The 19,195-nt window shown below is 68.8% G+C and carries 21 protein-coding genes; 5 read left to right on the top strand and 16 right to left on the bottom strand.

Annotated features, from left to right (window positions below; all coding sequences use genetic code 11):
* Positions 1-39: 39 nt before the first annotated feature.
* The 12 genes from OHT21_RS24935 to OHT21_RS24990 form a co-directional block, all read right to left on the bottom strand.
* Entirely contained in the window at positions 40-834 is a 795-nt protein-coding gene (locus tag OHT21_RS24935; protein WP_328770555.1) for a response regulator transcription factor, read from the bottom strand.
* Positions 835-947: 113 nt separating this feature from the next.
* Positions 948-1,727, bottom strand: a complete 780-nt coding sequence (pstB, locus tag OHT21_RS24940) for a phosphate ABC transporter ATP-binding protein PstB (protein ID WP_328774213.1) — start codon at positions 1,725-1,727, stop codon at positions 948-950.
* 196 nt (positions 1,728-1,923) lie between these two features.
* The gene (gene pstA, locus OHT21_RS24945) at positions 1,924-2,835 is read right to left on the bottom strand and encodes a phosphate ABC transporter permease PstA (RefSeq protein WP_328770556.1); all 912 of its coding nucleotides are present in this window, start codon (positions 2,833-2,835) and stop codon (positions 1,924-1,926) included.
* Positions 2,835-3,788: a phosphate ABC transporter permease subunit PstC gene (gene pstC, locus OHT21_RS24950; RefSeq protein ID WP_328770557.1), complete on the bottom strand. Its 954-nt coding sequence runs from the start codon at positions 3,786-3,788 to the stop codon at positions 2,835-2,837. Before pstC ends, pstA begins: the two co-directional genes overlap by 1 nt.
* Complete coding sequence (locus tag OHT21_RS24955; protein WP_328770558.1) at positions 3,785-4,732, bottom strand: PstS family phosphate ABC transporter substrate-binding protein; 948 nt, start codon at positions 4,730-4,732, stop codon at positions 3,785-3,787. The genes pstC and OHT21_RS24955 overlap by 4 nt, the downstream gene beginning before the upstream one ends.
* Before the next feature lie 260 nt (positions 4,733-4,992).
* Complete coding sequence (locus OHT21_RS24960) at positions 4,993-5,295, bottom strand: GntR family transcriptional regulator (RefSeq protein ID WP_328770559.1); 303 nt, start codon at positions 5,293-5,295, stop codon at positions 4,993-4,995.
* Between the two features lie 183 nt (positions 5,296-5,478).
* Positions 5,479-6,153 (bottom strand): class I SAM-dependent methyltransferase, encoded by a 675-nt coding sequence (locus OHT21_RS24965; protein WP_328770560.1) that lies wholly within the window; start codon positions 6,151-6,153, stop codon positions 5,479-5,481.
* Between the two features lie 77 nt (positions 6,154-6,230).
* Complete coding sequence (locus OHT21_RS24970; RefSeq protein ID WP_328770561.1) at positions 6,231-6,695, bottom strand: glycine-rich domain-containing protein; 465 nt, start codon at positions 6,693-6,695, stop codon at positions 6,231-6,233.
* Between the two features lie 528 nt (positions 6,696-7,223).
* A complete protein-coding gene (locus OHT21_RS24975; protein ID WP_328770562.1) occupies positions 7,224-7,445 on the bottom strand; it encodes a hypothetical protein in 222 nt (73 codons plus the stop codon).
* An 87-nt stretch (positions 7,446-7,532) separates the two neighbouring features.
* Positions 7,533-8,381 (bottom strand): helix-turn-helix domain-containing protein, encoded by an 849-nt coding sequence (locus tag OHT21_RS24980; RefSeq protein ID WP_328770563.1) that lies wholly within the window; start codon positions 8,379-8,381, stop codon positions 7,533-7,535.
* Positions 8,378-9,118, bottom strand: coding sequence for a DUF6879 family protein (locus OHT21_RS24985; RefSeq protein ID WP_328770564.1), 741 nt, complete (start codon positions 9,116-9,118; stop codon positions 8,378-8,380). Before OHT21_RS24985 ends, OHT21_RS24980 begins: the two co-directional genes overlap by 4 nt.
* 169 nt (positions 9,119-9,287) lie before the next feature.
* On the bottom strand, positions 9,288-9,578 hold the full coding sequence (locus tag OHT21_RS24990; protein WP_328770565.1) for a GntR family transcriptional regulator: 291 nt from the start codon (positions 9,576-9,578) through the stop codon (positions 9,288-9,290).
* Between the two features lie 171 nt (positions 9,579-9,749).
* On the opposite strand from OHT21_RS24990, the gene OHT21_RS24995 reads away from it, so the two are divergent.
* Both OHT21_RS24995 and OHT21_RS25000 read left to right on the top strand, forming a co-directional pair.
* On the top strand, positions 9,750-10,097 hold the full coding sequence (locus OHT21_RS24995; RefSeq protein ID WP_328770566.1) for a hypothetical protein: 348 nt from the start codon (positions 9,750-9,752) through the stop codon (positions 10,095-10,097).
* Entirely contained in the window at positions 10,097-10,462 is a 366-nt protein-coding gene (locus OHT21_RS25000; protein WP_328770567.1) for a hypothetical protein, read from the top strand. Before OHT21_RS24995 ends, OHT21_RS25000 begins: the two co-directional genes overlap by 1 nt.
* 337 nt (positions 10,463-10,799) lie before the next feature.
* On the opposite strand, the gene OHT21_RS25005 is transcribed toward OHT21_RS25000, so the two are convergent.
* From OHT21_RS25005 to rox, 3 genes are all read right to left on the bottom strand, one after another.
* On the bottom strand, positions 10,800-11,141 hold the full coding sequence (locus OHT21_RS25005; protein ID WP_328770568.1) for a hypothetical protein: 342 nt from the start codon (positions 11,139-11,141) through the stop codon (positions 10,800-10,802).
* Positions 11,142-11,280: 139 nt separating this feature from the next.
* Positions 11,281-11,445, bottom strand: coding sequence for a hypothetical protein (locus tag OHT21_RS25010; protein ID WP_328770569.1), 165 nt, complete (start codon positions 11,443-11,445; stop codon positions 11,281-11,283).
* Positions 11,446-11,675: 230 nt separating this feature from the next.
* Complete coding sequence (gene rox / locus OHT21_RS25015; protein WP_328770570.1) at positions 11,676-13,118, bottom strand: rifampin monooxygenase; 1,443 nt, start codon at positions 13,116-13,118, stop codon at positions 11,676-11,678.
* A 200-nt stretch (positions 13,119-13,318) separates the two neighbouring features.
* On the opposite strand from rox, the gene OHT21_RS25020 reads away from it, so the two are divergent.
* Positions 13,319-14,320 carry a TIGR01777 family oxidoreductase gene (locus OHT21_RS25020; RefSeq protein ID WP_328770571.1) on the top strand — a complete coding sequence of 334 codons (1,002 nt, stop codon included), beginning with the start codon at positions 13,319-13,321 and terminating at the stop codon, positions 14,318-14,320.
* Between the two features lie 23 nt (positions 14,321-14,343).
* On the opposite strand, the gene OHT21_RS25025 is transcribed toward OHT21_RS25020, so the two are convergent.
* Entirely contained in the window at positions 14,344-14,973 is a 630-nt protein-coding gene (locus OHT21_RS25025) for a GTP cyclohydrolase II (RefSeq protein ID WP_328770572.1), read from the bottom strand.
* Between the two features lie 454 nt (positions 14,974-15,427).
* On the opposite strand from OHT21_RS25025, the gene OHT21_RS25030 reads away from it, so the two are divergent.
* Together OHT21_RS25030 and helR are read left to right on the top strand one after the other, a co-directional pair.
* Positions 15,428-16,597, top strand: a complete 1,170-nt coding sequence (locus OHT21_RS25030) for a glycosyltransferase (protein WP_443050659.1) — start codon at positions 15,428-15,430, stop codon at positions 16,595-16,597.
* Positions 16,598-16,916: 319 nt separating this feature from the next.
* A complete protein-coding gene (helR, locus tag OHT21_RS25035) occupies positions 16,917-19,178 on the top strand; it encodes an RNA polymerase recycling motor ATPase HelR (protein ID WP_328770574.1) in 2,262 nt (753 codons plus the stop codon).
* Positions 19,179-19,195 lie beyond the last annotated feature (17 nt).

Genomic DNA, 19,195 nt, shown 5'->3' on the forward strand with positions numbered 1-19,195 from the left:
GCCGTCGATGCGGTGCGCTGTCGGCGCTGATCTCCGGTGCTAGGGCGTCCGCGCCGCGCGGGTCGTCGGCGCGGACCCCGCCGGAGCGCGGCCTCCAGGACCGCATTCCAGGCGGTAGCCGATGCCGCGGATCGAGTCGATGGTGCAGCAGCTCCTCGCCTCGTCCCGCAGTTTGTTGCGTACGCGCCGCACGTGCACGGTCAGGGTGTTGCTTTCCAGGGAGTCGACGCCCCACAGGGCCTGGGTCAGCTCGCGTCGGCCGATGACCCTGTTGGGGCGCTCCATGAGATAGCGCAGCAGGAGGAACTCACGTACCGGCAACCGCAGAGAGCGTCCGCGGACGTAGACGTGAAAGCCCGGGACATCAAGCTCGATGTCACCGATCACCAGCGTCTGATCCGAGCCGTCGGACGGATGATCGACTCTGAGCAGCGGGAGGATCTCCTCGGTGCGGTAGGGGCGGGCCACGAAGGCCACCGCTCCGGCCGACAGGGCCGCTGTTCCCTCGGTGGCGCCCTCAGGCCCGGCACCCACGATGACCGGCACCGGGTGGAGCCGGGCGATGAGCCCGGTGACCTTGGCCGCGTCCACGACCGGCAGCGGGGCGCCGAGGAGTACCGCCCTGGGGCTGTGGGTGCCTACCTGAAGCAGAGCCTCTGCGCCGTCGTGGCAGACCAAGGTCCGTACGTCCGCCGCTGAGAAACGGGCCAGAGCCGTCTTGGCGATGTCCGGATCGGGCTCGGCCAGCAGCAGGTCAGGGGCTGTGGCGTCTTCGGGGCCGCCGGGACCGCTGCCGGCCGCGGTCTCCGGTGGTCTCTGTGGCTTGGGCGTCAACCGTGGTACTCCTCTGGGCGATACGCGTACAGGGGCGGCGTGGCGTCGAGGGGCGGACGTCGGACGGGGGCGTCCGTCGGCCGAAGCGGCTGGACGTCGGACCGGTGCATCCGTCAGCCGAAGCGGCCGGAGATGTAGTCCTCGGTGCGCTGTTCGGAGGGGTTGGAGAAGATCCGCTCGGTCTCGTCGTACTCGACGAGCCGGCCGTGGCGTTCGCCCTTGTCGTCGACGTGCGCGGTGAAGAAGGCGGTGCGGTGGGAAACGCGGGCGGCCTGCTGCATGTTGTGGGTGACGACGATGATCGTGAACTCCCGCGCCAAATGCTCCATCAGGTCCTCGATCTTGGCGGTGGCGATCGGGTCCAGGGCCGAGCAGGGCTCGTCCATGAGGATCACCTCGGGCGAGACCGCGATCGTACGGGCGATGCACAGCCGCTGTTGCTGGCCGCCGGACAGGGCGAGCGCGGAGGTCTTTAGTTTGTCCTTGACCTCGTCCCACAGCGCGGCACGGGTGAGGGTCTCCTCGACCAGGTCGTCGAGGTTGCCCTTGAAGCCGCCCACCCGCGGCCCGTACGCGATGTTGTCGTAGATCGACTTGGGGAACGGGTTGGGCTTCTGGAAGACCATGCCGACCCGGCGGCGGACCTCGATGGGATCGACCTCGCGGCCGTACAGATTCTCGTTGTGGTAGCGGATTTTGCCGATCACGCGAGCCGTGGGGATGAGGTCGTTCATGCGGTTGAAGCAGCGGATCACGGTGGACTTGCCGCAGCCGGAGGGGCCGATCATCGCGGTGATCTGACGGTCGCCGATGGTCATGTTGACGTCGCGTACGGCCTCGTGGTCGCCGTAGAACACCGACAGGCTGCCGACCTCGAAGACCGGTGTGGTCAGCGGCGGGGCATCGTGAAAGGAGACTTGCGGGGCCGTCGTGCCGTTGGTGGAGTCGGTGCCGTTGGTGGAGTCGGTGGAGTCGGTGGAGTCGGTGGAGTCGGAGGGGGAGGCCGCGACGGTCGTCTTCCGCGCGTGCCGGAGGGCCCGCTGACGGAGGCGCTGGACGTGACGGAAGGGGTCTGGGGTCATGACGTGGTCACCAGCGGCGGGAGTAGTGGTTGCGGAGCCAGATGGCCAGGGAGTTCATGACCAGCAGGATCACCATGAGGATCACGATCGCGGCGGCGGCGAGTGAGGTGAACTCGGCGCGTGACTGGCTGATCCAGTTGAAGATCTGGATCGGCAGCACGGTGAAGGCGCTGTCCGGACCGCTCGGATTGAAGGTGATGAACGTCAGTCCGCCGAGCAGCAGCAGCGGAGCCGCCTCGCCGATGGCGCGGGACAGGGCGAGGATCGAACCGGTCGCCATGCCGGGCACCGCCGCCGGGAGCACCTGGCGCCAGATCGTCTGCCACTGCGTGGCGCCCAGCGCCAGCGACGCCTCGCGGATGGACGGCGGTACGGCACGGATCGCCTCCCGCGCGGCGATGATCACCGTGGGCAGGACCAGCAGCGACAGGGTGAGCGAGGCCGTCAGCACCGTCTGCCCGAAGCCCAGGCCGCGGGAGATGATGCCGAGACCGAGGATCCCGTAGACGATCGACGGAACCGCCGCCAGGTTCTGGATGTTGATCTCGATCGCGCGGTTCCACCAGCGCTCGGGGTCGGCGTATTCCTCCAGGTAGATCGCGGTGAGGACGCCGACGGGCAGACAGTAAAGGGCGGTGAAGCCGATCACCCAGATCGTGCCCATGATCGCCGACTGGGCGCCGGCCTGAGACGGGTCGATGATGTCGGGGAAGTTCGACCAGATACGGGAGTCCAGCCGGGGCCAGGCCTCCACCACGATGTACACGAGAAGGCAGCCGAGGAAGACCACACCGACGGAGAGCGAGACCCACAGGCTCAGCTGGAACAACCGCTCCCGCAACGGAGTTCCGCGGCCCTTGAGCCGCCGCACCTCCGGGACGCCGGCCTCCGGTCCCTTGTCGAGCACGCTGGTGCCCATCACTCGTACACCTCCCGGAACCTGCGCACCAGGCGAATGCTGACCAGGTTCATCACCAGCGTCATCACGAACAGCAGCGCGCCCACCGCGAAGATCGTCTGGTAGCCGATGGAGCCGGTCGGCAGGTCGCCGATGCCGGCCGCGGCGATGAACGCGGTCATCGTCTGCATGCCCTCAAGGGGGTCGAAGGACAGGTTGGGCCGGCCGCCGGCGGCGATCGCGACGATCATCGTCTCGCCGATCGCCCGGGAGACGCCCAGCACGATCGCGGCGACGATGCCGGACAGCGCGGCCGGGAAGACGACACGGGTGGCGACCTGCATACGGGACGATCCGAGCGCGAATGCTCCGTCGCGCAGATCGTTCGGTACTGCGGTCATGGCGTCCTCGGAGAGCGACGCGATCGTCGGGATGATCATGATGCCCATGACGAAGCCCGCCGAGAGCGCGTTGAAGACCTCCGGGCCCTCGCCACCGGGCCAGATGTCCTGCAGCAGCGGAGTGACGGCCTGCAGTGCGAAGAAGCCGTACACCACGGTGGGGATCCCCGCGAGGACCTCCAGGATCGGCTTGAAGAACGCGCGGACCCTGGGCCTGGCGTACTCGCTCAGGTACACCGCCGCGCCCAGCCCCAGCGGCACGGCCACGAGCAGCGCGATCAGGGTCACCATCAGCGTGCCGGAGACGAGTGGCAGGACGCCGAAGTGCGGCGGCTTGAACAGCGGCGACCAGTCGGTACCGGTGATGAAGTCGCCGAAGCTCACCTTGCCGAAGAAGTCGGCGGCGGGCGGGATGAGCGCGATGACGATACCGACGGTGGTCAGCACCGAGACCAGCGAGGCGGCCACCAGCAGCACCTTGATGGCCTTCTCGCCATAGCGCGGCTGGGACCGCTTCAGGAAGCCGGGACTTCCCGCAACGGCCCTGCGGCGCCGTATGCCCGCGGAGGTCATGACCTGTGCTGCTCCCGCAGCCTCTCCAGGTCCTTGTCCAGTTCGGCCTGCTGCTGGTCGTTCAGCGGCACGAACTGGGCCTTCTCGGCGATCTCGGCACTGTTCTCCACGTAGAACTCGACGAAGCCCTCGACCTCCGGCTTCTCCAGCGACGACGCCTTCGGGTAGATGAACAGCGGCCGCGACAGCGGCTTGTAGCTGCCGTCCTGCACGGTCTTGGAGTTCGGCTCGACACAGCCGTCACCGCCGTCGATCTTCAGGACCTTCAGCTCGTCCTTGTTCTCCTCGTAGTACGACAGGCCGAAGTAGCCCATGCCGCCCTCGGAGCCGGAGACACCCTGCACGGTGACGTTGTCGTCCTCGCTCGGCGAGTAGTCCGTACGGGAGGCGCCCTCCTCGCCGTTGATCGCCTCGGTGAAGTAGTCGAAGGTGCCCGAGTCGGTGCCCGCGCCGAACAACTCCAGCTCCTGGTCCGGGAACTCGGGGTCGACCTGGTTCCAGTTGTTGACCTTCGAGCCGGGCTCCCAGATCTTCTTCAGCTGCGCGACGGTGAGGCACTCGGCGAAGTCGTTGTCCTTGTTCACCACGATCGACAGCCCGTCGTTGGCGATATGGAGCTCCTCGTAGGCGATGCCCTCCTTCTCGCAGGCCGCCTTCTCGTCGTCCTCGATCGGGCGCGAGGCGTCAGAGATGTCGGTCTCGCCCGCGCAGAACTTCTCGAACCCGCCACCCGTACCGGAGGTGCCCACGGTCACCCTGACATCGGGGTTCTCCCCCTGAAAGAGCTGGGCCGCCGCCGTGGACAGCGGAGCCACCGTGCTGGAACCGTCCACGCGGATCGTGCCGGAGAGGTCGTCCTCGACTCTCGCTTCGGCTGTACCGGAGCCGCTGGCGGAACCACCGCACGCACTCGCGGTCAGCAGTACGGCGGCCGTCAGAGCCACGGGGGCAGCGGATCTGCGCAACGACGTGTGAAGCTCCATGTGGCATCCCATCCTCGTGTTGGCCGCACTCCCGTCTAACTATGAGATAGGCGGGCAAATTGATCTACTCGGACAATTCGACCGAAGCTCACAGATATGAACCACCAGTGAACGGTGCGCCGCCGTGCAGTGAAAACTCGCCGCTCGGGATGCCTTGAGCGGCGTTGCGGCGCGGAGGGGTTCCCGCGCTGGGTGTGAAGGGGCCGCGCGATATGACCCCTTCAGGCGCTCGGCTCGTCGTCTTCCGGTGCCGGCGCGTCGCTGGGCGGCTGCTCCACGACGAAGGAGCCCTTCCCGCGCACGGTGACGATCAGCCCGCGCTCGCGGAGTTCCTGTGCGGCCCGCCGTGCCGTGAGCCGTGCCACGCCGTACTCGTCGGCGAGGTGGTTCTCCGAGGGGATGGGCCTGTCCGGCGCCAGTTCGCCGGACGCGATTTTCCCGGCGATGACGTCGGCCAACTGCACGTAGAGCGGCCTCGCACTCATCGGGTCCAGGGCGGCGTCCGGCTCTGTCTTATCGCTCATACGTCCAACGTAGAGCGGCAGTGACCTGCACGGTCGGGCTGATCCCTCTGTACTTGTATGCAGAGGGATGCATCTCAGTTTCGGAGCTCCGGTGATCAGTTGCTGAACCGATGCTGGCCCGAAGGGCGGACGACCAGGGCATGGAGGGGCCCCGGATTGGCGTGCGGCCGGGGCTCACTGCGGTCATGGGGTCAGGCGTGCTTGGACGATGAGCGTGCCGATCTTCCGCCTGCCGGGCGGAGCCGCAAGCACCCCCGCCCGCACGTCCGTGTAGCCGTTCTCCTTCAGCATCCGCTCCCATGTCTCGGGCTCGAAGTCCCAGCGCTTGACGACGAGCGGGTCCTCGTCGGCGTCGCGTGGGATGTACGAAGCCTGGCAGCCGTAGCAGTCCTCCACGGCCGGCCGCTGTGAGAAGACCAGCACGCCCCCCGGCCGCAGACGCTCACGGATGGCGGGCAGGAGCAGGGCAGGATCGGTGAACCAGACCGCCCCGTATACCGAGTACACGCCGTCGTACGCGTCCGCAGTCTCACGCAGGAAAGCTGTGGCCTCCATCTGGCGCAGATCCAACCCCGGTACCCCTGCCCACCGCTCACGGGCGGCCCGAAGTTGGGCGGGCGAGATATCGACGCCCGTCGCGTGCATGCCCAGAGACGCAAGGTGCGCGACGTTGCCGCCCTTTCCGCATCCCAGGTCCAGGACGCGGGCATCAGCCTCGAGGCCGAGCACCTCCACGCCCGGCCCGTGGTCCTCATACTGAGTGCAGTTGAACCACGTCGTCTCACCGCGGGCGTTGACCGCGCGGCGCTCCGGGCGCTGGGCAGAGTAGGTGTCCCACGCGACACTCGTGTCTGTCACGACTTGCTCCGCTCATAGGGCCAGCCGCCCGGCTGCGACGCCGGACGGCTGGAGTGTCTTACACGTGGCGCCGGTTGTCAGCCGTCCTTGGGGCTGTCGTGGCATCCAGCGTGGCACTGGTTGCAATCGGCAGCCGAACGCCACAGATCGGCGTCGACTGTGTAGCCGGCGTCTTGGATCGCGGCCACGGTCTGCTCGCGTGCGGCCGCTGCGCCTCCCAGCATCTGCTCGTCCTCGTCAGTCGGTACGTGGTGGACGAACCGGCCGACGACCCGCTGGCAGAAGGCGGCGTAGTCGACGGTGTGCAGGATGAACGCGTGCCAGCCGTGGTCGACCAGCTCGCTTGGCACGAGTACCTGGCCGGACTGCCGGCCGGACGCGGCCACGAATGCGGCGGCCTGGCCGACGATGCGGTGTGCTGTTTCGGCGCTGATTTCCGGGTGATCTGTGGTGACGCGACGGACAAGCCGGCTCATCACCTCGCGGTCGACCAGGGTGACCGGGTCGATGGTGTCCACTGGATGCTCCAACGCGATGGTCACGTGATCCTCCTGTTGCGGACGGATGCCCCGGGTTTTCGGGGCGCTGACCCCTCCCGCCGCCGGGGTTCGCACGAAGGCGGGAAGGAGCTATCAGAAGCTGGTTGCGGCGGCTCGTGGTGATTTCGGATCTCGACGTTGCAGTCCGTCACACGAGACAGATCGCCCCGCCCCGAGGCCTGCTCGCGTTGACGCACCAGCGCCTGGCACACCCCGCACTCGGCCGGGGGCATGGGCTCGTCGAGGGGGAAGCCGAGGGTGATGAGTGGGTCCGTGGTCGTCGTCATCCGAGGGTCTCCGCGGGAAGTCGGTGCCCATCGCCAGGCCCGAGTGTGGCGGCGAGCAGGGCGGGGTTGTTCAGGACGCCGGAGCCGTCCGGGCGGTGGGGCCACAGGCGCCTGCAATTGGAACCAGCCGGTCGGCGGACACAGGAGTGGCCAGCCGGGCGGGTGCACGGTCGACTGGTGGATGCCGGGCAGGTTGTCTGCGGTGTCGGTCGGGATCAGCCACCACGCGCTGTCGACGCCCGGGTCAGCCAGGATCGGGCCGAGCCGGGGCGTCCCGATCCGCTGCATGGCGCCGATCGTGGCGACGAGCCGTACCTCTGCCGCGAGCCAGTGCTTGCGTCGTGATGGGAGCGAGGGCTTCCGCCTCCCACTCCTGGCGTACGAGGTCCGAGCGCGTGGAGCAGTCGGCGAGCCACGAGTCTCCGGTCTCGTGCACCTTGGCGATGCGCATCGTCGAGAGGGCCATGGCCAGGACCGTAGGCCGCCGGATTGCATGGCTGTGCGGTGATTGCGCGCAATTGCGCGAGAGGGTGTGCGACTTGCTGCGGATTGTTTACGTGAGGTCCAGAGACGCCCTTGCACGGCCGATCAGGCGACGTGCCGGCGTCCCGTACTCCGCGGACTCCGCGAGCCAATCCCACGCCCGCTCGTACAGGGCGATGTCCTCCTCGCCCGTCAGCCACAGCTCCTCGCTGATCGTCTCGACGATGACCAGCCTCTGGTCGTAGATCCAGAAGGCGTGCGGGGCCGTACGGCGCAACTGCGTGCCGAAGGGCAGGATCCCGAGTTCGACACGGCGCTGGCCGACGAGGTTGTACAGCCGGTCGAGTTGCTCGGCCATCACGTCTTCCGGGCACGAGCGGTGGTACAGGGCGGCCTCACACACCAGGAACCGGAAGGACTTCTCGGGGTCGTACAGCGACTCTTGGCGGCGCATCCGCGCCTCGACGGCGGCCTCGGTCGTCGGGGGTATGCCGCGGAACTCGGCGTTGCTGTCGAAGATGATGCGGGCGTACTCCGGTGTCTGGAACAGGCCCGGGATGCGCGATACCTCGAGGCCGCGGATCGTCTGGGTGTTCTCGGTCTGCCGTACGGCGATCTCCTGGCGGCCGCGGTGGCCGCCGGCCAACTGCCGGCGCCAGGACCGGTGTCGCTGCTTCATGTCCAGCGCGGCCCGCAAGCCCTGCAACTCAGCCTCGGCGTCCGGCCGACCGATGCCACGCGCCCATGCGGTGAGGTCGGCGGCGGTCGGGGTCTGCTTGCCGTTCTGGAGCCGGGACACCTTCGAGGGCTGCCAGCCGAGTTGGGCTGCGAGGTCCTTGCCTTCCAGACCGGCCTCGGCGCGTAGCTCACGCAGGCGCGCGCCGAGGGCCTCTCTGGCGGTCTGGTAGTCCGTCGTCACACGGTGGAACGTACTCGCCTGGCGAACTCCGTTGTAGGCACGGCGTGGTGCCATGCGGCGTCACGGGCCTGGCAGGCGGCGAGGACCTCGGCGGGGTCCTGGGTGACGTACACGCCGAGGGTGGTGTCTTCGTCGTCGAACGCGAACCGGACCAGGGTCTTCGAGTCAAAGAGCCAGAAGTCGTAGTCCGGCAGCCGCAGACGCTCGGCCTCCGTGCGGGTGAGGTTGCGGATGTCCTCGCCCGCGGCCAGGTTGCCGGGCGCGCTGGCGAGGAGGAACTCCTGCCCCTGGGTGGCCGGTTCGTCGACCAGGCGTACGCGCTCGAACCGCTTCCCGGCGGCGGTCTGCTCGGCGACGTTCTCGCGCCAGGCATTCGCGGGCTCGGCGGCGATGTCCTCCCCGGCCTGCCAGCGCTGCCACTTGGGACTGTTGCGGTCGGAGGCGTAGCCGCGGCGGGTCTCCAGCCGCCATGCGGTGTGCCGGAACTCCTGGAACAGGTGGGAGATCGACGCGAACGGCTGTAGCTCGGGGGCGGCACTTCGGGGCGCGTAGCGGGTCAACAGGCTTCGGGGGACGCGGACGAACGTCTCGGACGGCTTCACGTCGCGGAGCTGGGTGACGTGCTCTGGCTCGGTCTCGCGCTCCCCTTGGACGAGGATCTCGTCCGTGCCCTCGATCTCGTACAGGGTGGGGCAGTCGCCGTCGTCGCTGGTCGTGCCGATGAGCCGTAGCGTCATGTCGCCCTCCGTCTGCGCTGGTTGGACGTCCAGAATGCGTGGGATGGCGCGAGCATGCCCGACGATTGCGGCAGATTGCGCATGCTCCCAGGCTCATGCCGATTGCGCGCAAGCAGCCATACCGAAGCACCCATGCTGACGGGGCCACGTGAGACAACGCACGGCCTCTTCAGGCGTTCGGTTCGCCCTCCGCGGGCGCGTCACCGGATGGCTGCTCGGCCTGAACAAAGGTGCCCTTGATGGGGACTGTGATGACAAGGCCTTGATCGCGAAGCTCGCGCACGGCCCGGCGGATGGTGTTGACAGCCACGCCGTACTGCTCGGCGAGGGCGCGCTCGTTCGGAAGCCGGGCACCTGCGCGCAGGCGTCCTGTGCGGATCTGCTCGGCGATGTGGTGCACGACTTGGAGATACACGTAGACGTGACTCGTCGGGTCGGGCGCCCACCGATCGTTAGCCATAACCGCACGCTAAAGCGACTTGTAGCAACTCACCACGTGCGGGAACGTCCGCATGCAACCTGATGCTCCCTGTTGCTACCTATCGCAACCTAAGGCAAAGTGGAACACAGAAACCCCGGCGAGGTGGCTAGACCTCCCGGGGCACGGCCAACGCTGCATAGGAGCGTCGACATGCACGACCTTATCCGCCGCACTCTCGAATGGCTGCGCCTCCTCTTCGCGCCGGGCACCGGCAAACGGCGCCGCCGCCCCCACCGGCACCCTCACTTCTGCGTCCACTTCACCGTCGTACGCCGTCCCTCCTCTCCCGAATCCTCGAGCCTCCCTCGCCACCGCTCCCCGTACGGCCTCGTCACCCATCTCGACGGCGCCGACTCCGCCCTCGTACGCCCCTACCTCACCGCCCACGAACAAGAAGCCGCCCTCCAGGCGCGCCGCCGCCTCGCCCTCGTGCTGGCCGCAGACTTCGGGATCGACCTCGACCGGCACCTGATCGGCGCGCAGGAGGTGGCCGCCTGATGAAGCGCACCACCGGCCCCGCGACCACCTCCAACTCCCCCCGCCTGCTGCCCTGGCCGTCCCCCGACGGCAGCCCCTGTTACCTGATGACGGACAGCGGCGGCGGATACGTCTCCCGCTTCGCCGACGACCTGGAGGCCATGCAGCTCGACATGGGCGCCGACGTACTCGGCCTCGCCCGCACCGTGCTGGACGACCCCACGTCGCCGTACAGCGAGGTCCGCTACGCAGGCCTCCGCCTCGCCGAGTGCCTGACCGACGCCCTGCGCATCGCCGAGTCCCGAGGGCTGCGCCTGCCTCAACCGGACACCGAAGACGCCGAGGGCGTCGAGGAGGCCGAAGCGGCCGAACGCAGCACGGCCTAACGGGCCGAGACCCGGGGAGTGTTCATGGAAGACGTTTTGGCGAATCCCGCCGCCAGGTGACCAGTCTTGGGAATGTGACAGTCGAGTGCCGCACTGTCACATTCCCGCGACCGCCTACCGGGGGAGCGGCAGCGTCGCCCGGAGCGCACGCACTGCCGCCGGAATTCGTCAACAGCATCTGGTCGGCTAGCCCGGACCAAACCGCACCCGGCTACTTCACATTCCCCGCGAAGATCGCCGTCTCAGACTCAGACGACGGCGCCATCTCGACCTGCAGATACTCCTCGCCCTTCGGGACCTCGCACGCCATCCTTCGCCGTCATCGTCCGCCCCGGCATTACTTCCCGATGCTGATCTTGTCGTTGTCGAGGAGCGCTGTGTGCGTCGCCGCAGTGATGATCAGGAGCAGGAGAACGAAGCCGGAGAACGGGTTGCCGCTGTCCGCATTCGGGTCCAGGGCCACCATGATGCCGATAATGGCGATCTCGCCCACGATGTAGGCCACGGCCAGCCATGCCTTGACGACTCCCTTCACCGCGGCGACCACGAACGGCACGGCCGCGCACAGGCCGAGCGTGACGACTGGGACGAGTGTCCAGATCACCTTGGCGATGGTGGTGTTGAACATGCGAGGCTGAGCGGGGGTTAGCGGGGCGTTGAAGTAGGGGTTGCTGGCCATGGGTCCTCCCGTTGGTGTGTGGACGTGTGGGGCAGCGTGCTGGTGTTATGGCTGGTTGTCAGGTGTTTGGGATGGATTGACCCTTTCGGGTGACGCAGGGAGAGAGGCGCCCCAGAGGTCCCTGAGATCCGGCGGCTCCTTACTTCTGCTCGGCGCCGTACGGCTCCAGCACTCGCTGCAGGTCCGTCGGCCCCCACCTGCCGTACGCGGCCGGGCTACGGGCCGTCAGCCGGTGCAATTCCTCCTGCGCGAGGACGTGCGTCTCATGCGTGGGCTCGGCGGCCGCCCCGCTGGCGTCGTACAAGGCGCTGTTGGCGCGCCCTTCCGGGCCAGTGGCTGGTCGTCAAAATGTGACAGTGATGATTGGGGTGGCCCGGTCCGAGGGGCTGACTCGGAACGTGACCGGCGCTTCGGCTGCCGCGTTACGCCACCCTCATTGGTTGTGGGGTCGACCCGGCGTTCCAGGGTGCTGCTGAGTCAGGCGATCTGCCAGGCGCTGAGCAGCTCCCCGGGGCCGTAACCGCAACCGCCCGCTCAGCCGACCCCCGCGCCGAACCACTTCGCCATCCGACCGACCAACTCCTCCTGATCCTCACCCACCCACGCCACATGCCCATCCGGCCGCAACAGCACCGCCGGCACGTCCGCCACATCCAGCTCCTCGCTGACGTCCACGACATGGTCGACCCGTTCTTCCCAACCCGCCACCGAGAGCCGGCCGCCGGTCTGGTCGAGCAGCAGGCCGCGACCGGCGTGCATCAGCTCGTACAGGCGGCCGCCCTTCTCGAGCTTCACGTCCCGCACCCGCCGGCCGAGCAGTTCGTGCCCCTCGCCGAAGTCGTAGCGGACGCTGATCGCGGTGATCTTCTCGACCAGGTAGCGGCGTACGTCCTCGAAGTCCATCAGTTCCGACACCAGTCGGCGTACGGACTGGGGGCCCGGCTCGGTGGACATCAGCTCGGCCTGGGCGCGGGTGTTGTCCAGTACGTCGGCGGCCACCGGGTGTCGTTCGGTGTGGTAGCTGTCCAGCAGCCCCTCCGGTGCCCAGCCGGCCACCTCGGCGGCCAGTTTCCAGCCGAGGTTGAAGGCGTCCTGAACACCGAGGTTGAGGCCCTGCCCGCCCATCGGCGGGTGGATGTGCGCCGCGTCGCCGGCAAGCAGCACCCGGCCGACGCGGTAACGCTCGGCCTGCCGGGTGGCGTCGCCGAAGCGGGACAGCCAGCGCGGTGAGTGCACGCCGAAGTCCGTGCCGGCGTACACCCGCAGCTGCCGCTTGAACTCCTCGATGGTCGGCCGGACTTCGCGGTCCTCGGCCAGCCCCTCGGCGGGTACGACGACCCGGTACACCCCGTCCCCGAGATGCCCGAGGCCGAACCGCAGCTGCGTCTTGCGGACGTCCGCGACAACGGCGGCGATCGTCTCCTCGTCCTCGGTCACCTCCATCTCACCCAGCAGCGTCTCGGCCTTGGCGGGCTCACCGGGGAAGCCGACGCCGAGCAGCTTGCGCACCGTGCTGCGCCCGCCGTCGCAGCCGACGAGATGGCGCGAGCGCAGCCCCGTACCATCGGCCAGTTCGACGGTCACCCCGTCCTCGTCCTGGCTCAGCCCGACCACCTCGCAGCCGCGCCGGATCTCCGCGCCGAGCTCGGTGGCACGCTCCGTCAGCAGGCGGTCCGTGACCGGCTGCGGGATGCCGAGGACGTACGGATGTGCCGTGTCCAGCCGTTCCGGCGACGGTTTGGGGATGCCGGCGAAGAAACCACCGACGGGGTACTGCTTCCCGAGCGCGAGGAACCGCTCCAGCAGACCGCGCTGGTCCATCACCTCGATGCTGCGCGCGTGCAGACCGAGCGCGCGGACCACCGGGGTCGGCTCCGGCTCCTTGTCCAGCACGACCACGTGCACACCGTGCAGCCGTAGCTCACCGGCCAGCATCAAGCCCGTCGGTCCGGCGCCGGCGACGATCACGTCGATCATGAACCCCCCATTTCCGCAGGTCTTGGCCTTGGCCGGGCAATTCTGCGGTACGACGGGGGCCTTGCCGCAAGCCCCCGGGTGGGCTATACGTTGAGAGTGGCAAGGAGCGGACGTAACCCTCCTTGCCTTTCTTTTTGGCCCTGTTTTGAACGCGTTCAAATTTCTGCGGTAGGCTCCCCTGCATACCTAGGGGGAGCCCGATGAAGATCGTGATACCCGGAGGAACCGGGCAGGTAGGGACGATCCTGAACCGCGCACTGACCGCGGCCGGCCATGACGTCGTGGTCCTGACCAGACGGCCGCGACGCAAGGGTGAGATCCACTGGGACGGCGAGACCCTGGGCCCCTGGGCCGAGGCGATCGACGGCAGCGACATCGTGATCAACCTGGCCGGACGCAGCGTCAGTTGCCGCTACACCGCCGCCAATCTCCAGGCGATGATGGATTCCCGCGTCAACTCCGCCCGTGTGGTGGGGGAGTCGATCGCCGCCGCCGCTCAACCCCCGCGCGTCTGGCTGCAGATGAGTACGGCCACCATCTACGCCCACCGCTTCGACGCACCCCATGACGAGGCGACCGGCGTGTTCGGCGGCACGGAGCCCGGCGTCCCGGACTACTGGGCGTACAGCGTCGAGATCGCCAAAGCCTGGGAGCGGGAGCAGGAACGGGCCGAAACCCCGCACACCCGCAAGGTCGCCCTGCGCACGGCCATGGTGATGAGCCCCGACCGCGGAGGCGTCTTCGACGTCCTGCTGCGACTGGCGCGGCTCGGGCTCGGCGGACCGGTCGCGGGCGGCGCGCAGTACGTGTCCTGGATTCAGGACCGCGACTTCGTACGCGCCGTCGAGTTCCTGATCGACCGGGACGACCTGGCCGGTCCGGTGAACGTCGCCGCTCCCGAGCCTGTGCCGCAGCGCACGTTCATGCGCACGCTGCGCGCCGCATGGTGCGTTCCCGTGGGCCTGCCCGCCACGAAGTGGATGGCCGAACTCGGCGCGTTCGCGATGCGCTCGGACACCGAACTCCTGCTGAAGAGCCGTCGCGTCATCCCCGGCCGCCTGCTCGAAGCGGGCTTCGCCTTCGACCACGCCACATGGCCGGAGGCCGCCGAGGATCTCGTCGAGCGCGTACGAGACGACCGGGCGGCGCAGGTCGTACGACGTGAGCCCTCGGCCCCGCGTTCAAGGCGGGCCACAAGCTGACCGGTGACTGACCGGCGGGGGAGTCAGCCCGCGCTGAGTTCCGGCAGCGGCAGCGTGTGCTGGGTCTGGAGGACCTTGGCCCGCAGGTAGCGGACATTGTGGGCCGTCTTGAACACCCCTGTCGGGACCCGGTGTTGAACATCGACCCCGAGTGCGCGGAGCTGTTCCGCCTTGTCCGGGTTGTTGGACAGCAGGTCGAGGGACGAGATGCCCAGGGCGCTCAGCATCTGGGCCGCCGACGTGTAGTCGCGGGCGTCCTCCGGCAGGCCGAGGGCCGTGTTCGCGGCGTAGGTGTCGAGACCCTGCTCCTGGAGGGCGTACGCGTCGAGCTTGTTGTAGAGGCCGATGCCGCGGCCCTCCTGGCGGAGGTAGAGGAGTACGCCGCCGCGCGTGGCGATCTGCTCGACCGCCTCGCGGAGCTGCGGTCCGCAGTCACAGCGGGCCGAGCCGAAGACGTCGCCCGTCAGGCACTCGGAGTGGAGGCGGACCAGCGGGGTCGCCGACGGGGGGCCGAGGACGAGGGCCACGTGTTCCTGGCCGTCGGTCAGCCCGTGGAAGGTGACCGCGTCGGCGTCGACGCCGTAACCGTCGTGGAAACGCAGCGGGACCCGGACGCGTGCGCGCGGGGTGGCGGCGGGGAGCAGTTCGGGCATGCGGGTTCTCCGAGTCCGGGATCCGAGCAGCTTTCGGGTGCGTGCAGCTTTCGGTCTGCTTCAGATTTGAAGCAGGAGCTTGGATCGCGACCCTACCTCATGGTTAAAAGTTGAAGCAACAGTTCCGAGGCCCGTGCGCGGCGGCCCGAGGCCCGTGCGCCGCGGTCCGAGGCCCGTGCGCCGCGGTCCGAGGCCCGTGCGCCGCGGTCCGGAGGCCGTACGCGATGGCCCGAAACCCGTACGCCCCGGGCGGCAAAAACAAAAGGCAAGGAGGTTCACCCATCTCCTTGCCACTCTCAACTTATAGCGCACCGGGGGGCTTGCGGCAAGGCCCCCGTCGTGCCGCAGAATTGCCCGCCTAAGGCCAGGAATATGGCCAGGACCAGCGAAAACGGGGAGTCGCGAAGTGCGTGTGCTGTTGTCGACGTATGGGTCGCGCGGAGATGTCCAGCCGATGGCGGGACTCGCGGCGCGGTTACGAGAACTCGGCGCCGAGGTGCTTGTGTGCGCGCCGGCGGACGAGGAGTTCGCGAAGTTGCTGGCTGGTGTCGGCGTAGAGCTGTTGCCCTTCGGCCCGTCGGCGCGTGCGCTGACGAAGGCGGCGCCGTCGCTGCCCCCGGAGGGCCTGCCCCGGCGCGCGGCCGAGGTGATCGCCGGACTGTTCGACGTGGTCCTCCCGGCGGCCGAGGGCTGTGACGCGCTGGTGTCGACCGGCATGATGCCGGCCGCGGCGGGCGCGCGATCGGTGGCCGAGAAACTCGGCATCCCCTCCGTGTCCGTGACCTTCCAGCAGGTCACCCTGCCCTCGCCGCACCGCCCGCCGCTGGCGTATCCCGGTCGTCCGCTCCCGCCGGAGGTGACCGACAACCGGGCACTGTGGGACCTGGACGCCCAGAACATCAACGCGCTGTTCGGTGAGGCGCTCAACACCAACCGGGCGTCGATCGGCCTGCCCCCGGTGGACAACGTCCGCGACTATGTCATCGGCGACCAGCCGTGGCTGGCTACGGACCCGGTCCTCGACCCGTGGCAGAAGACGCCGGGCCTGGACGTCGTACAGACCGGAGCGTGGATCCTGCCGGACGAACGCCCGCTTCCGGCCGACCTGTTGGCGTTCCTGGAAGCGGGCGAATCGCCGGTGTACGTGGGCTTCGGCAGCATGCCCCTGCACGGTTCGGCGGACGCCGCCCAGGTGGCCGTCGAGGCGGTCCGCGCGCAGGGCCGCCGCGTACTCGTCTCCCGCGGCTGGGCCGACCTGGGCCTGATCGACGACCAAGACGACTGCTTCGCCGTCGGCGAGGTCAATCACCAGGTGCTGTTCGGCCGGGTGGCCGCGGTCGTGCACCATGGAGGCGCGGGCACCACGACGACGGCCGCGCGGGCAGGCGCGCCGCAGGTGGTGGTACCCCAGCTCGCTGACCAGCCGTACTGGGCGGGCCGGGTGGCCGAGCTGGGCATCGGCGCGGCTCACGACGGTCCGACTCCGACCTTCGAGTCCCTGTCCGCCGCGCTCACCACGGCCCTGACCCCCGAGACCCGCGCACAAGCGACCGCCGTGGCCGGCACGGTCCGCACCGACGGCGCGACGGTCGCGGCGAAGCTGCTGCTCGAAGCGGTCGGCTGAGCAGGGCCCGGATCGACCGTCCCGCGTGAACAGCGCGGGCCGGTCGATCCAGGCCCGAGAACGAGAACACGAGAACCGGAACTCAAGAACCGGAGCACGAGAACCGGAACACGAGAACCGGAACACGAGAACCGGAACACGAGAACCGGAACACGAGAACCGGAACACGAGAACCGGAACACGAGAACCGGAACACGAGAACCGGAACACGAGAACCGGAACACGAGAACCCGCACGCACAGGTGCGTACGTCACACCGCTCCAAAACGTCTTCCCGCGCGCAACGGTCGCCAGCGACCCCAGATCGGAGCCCTTCGCCGTGAACCCCCTGACCACCAGCGCGTTCGACCTCCCCGAAAACCTCTCCTCCAAGGCCGACCCCAAGCTGATCGCCGCCGACGAGCGGCACTTCGCGGCCATCGCCGAGTGCCTCGAGCAGACGATCGCCGAGGTGTCCGACCAACTAGACGCCGAGCGCAGGGCGCCCGGCGGAACCGGCCGGCAGGCGATGGACCGCGACACGGAGATCCACCGGCTGACCGCCCGCCTGCGCACACTGCGCCGCTTCGGCCTGGACCTGTGCCTCGGCCACATGATCGCCGACGACGACTCCGAACCCGTATACGTCGGACGACTCGGCCTCACGGACAGCACGGGCCGTCGGCTACTGGTCGACTGGCGCTCCCCGGCGGCCGAGCCCTTCTTCGGCGCCACCCACGCCAACCCCATGGGCCTGACGAGCCGTCGCAGGTACCGCTGGACCCGCCCCCACTCTCGGCTTCGCTCGAGCGGGGGGACCCCCATCCGGATCAGCGACTACTGGGACGAGGTGTTCACCGCCGACGGGCTGGAACGGCATGCCGCACTCGACGACCAGTCCGCCTTCATCGCCAGCCTGGGCACCAACCGGTCGCCGCGTATGCGCGACGTGCTCGGCACCATCCAGGCCGACCAGGACGCCATCATCCGCGCCGGATCGCGCGGCGCTCTCGTCGTGGACGGCGGTCCGGGTACGGGCAAGACGGTCGTCGCCCTGCACCGTTCCGCCTACCTCCTCTACTCCGACCCCCGCCTCGGACACCGCCGCGGCGGGGTGCTGTTCGTCGGCCCGCACCGGCCGTACCTGGATTACGTCGCCGATGTCCTCCCCAGCCTGGGAGAGGAGGGCGTACAGACCTGCACCCTGCGGGACCTCGTCGACGAGGGAGCCGCGGCGGCGGTCGAGGCCGACCCGGACGTGGCCCGGCTGAAGTCGTCCGCGGACCTGGTGAAGGCGATCGAGACGGCCGTACGGTTCTACGAGGAGCCGCCCGCCAAGGGCATGACCGTCACGACCCACTGGTCCGATGTCTGGCTCAGCGCCGACGACTGGACCGAAGCGTTCGAAGCAGCGGAACCCGGCACTCCGCACAACGATGGGCGCGCCCAGGTCTGGGACGAACTGCTCACGATCCTCGCGGACAAGCACGACGCCGAGGAGGCCCCGCCCGCCCTGCTCCGGAAGTCGCTGAACCAGAACCGGGAACTGCTTGCGGCCTTCAGCCACGCCTGGCCACTGCTCGAAGCGGCCGACCTCGTCGGAGACCTTTGGTCGGTCCCCGCCTACCTCCGCAAATGCGCCCCCTGGCTGACCCCTGACGAGGTCAAGAAGCTGCAGCGCAAGGAGGCTCCCCAGGCCTGGACGGTGTCCGACCTGCCCCTCCTGGACGCGGCCCGGCAGCGGCTCGGCGACCCGAAGACGGCCCGGCGCAAGCGCCGGCACCAGGCCATCCTCGCCGCCCAGCGCGAGCGCATGGAGCAGGTCGTCGACAACCTGATCGGGGCCGTGGCCAATTCCGGCGCCGACGGCGACGAGGGCATCGGCCTGGTGAGGATGCTGAGCGGCGAGGACGCGAAGGTCAGCCTGGTCGACGAGTCCGAACTGCCCACCCCCGACCCGGACTTGCTCGCCGGCCCGTTCGCCCACATCGTCGTCGACGAGGCCCAGGAACTGACCGACGCCGAATGGCAGATGCTGCTCCTCCGCTGCCCGTCCCGCAGCTTCACGATCGTCGGCGACCGCGCCCAGGCCCGGCACGGCTTCACGGAGTCATGGCAGGAACGGCTGGCGCGCATCGGCTTCGACCGCATCAACCAGGCGTCCCTGAGCATCAACTACCGCACACCGGAAGAGATCATGGCGGAGGCCGAGCCGGTCATCCGCGCCGCCCTCCCCGACGCCAACGTCCCGATCTCCATCCGCAGCGGCGGCGTCCCCGTCGTCCACGGAACCGTTTCGGCTCTGGACTCGATCCTCGACGACTGGCTCGCCACACACGCGGACGGGACCGCCTGCGTCATCGCCGCCCCCACATCCCGTACGACATCCGGATCCCGTACGGCATCTCCGGCGACGCCCCGATTCCGTACGACGTCATCCCGTGTCCGCTCCCTGACCCCGGAGCTCTCGAAGGGACTCGAGTTCGACTTGGTGGTCCTGATCGACCCGGAGAATTTCGGCGAAGGCATCGAAGGAGCCGTCGATCACTACGTCGCGATGACCCGGGCGACCCAGCAACTCGTCATCCTCACGACCACCTGACGCCGACACCGCCATCG

The sequence above is a fragment of the Streptomyces sp. NBC_00286 genome (assembly GCF_036173125.1).
In the GTDB taxonomy this organism is placed as follows: Bacteria; Actinomycetota; Actinomycetes; order Streptomycetales; family Streptomycetaceae; genus Streptomyces.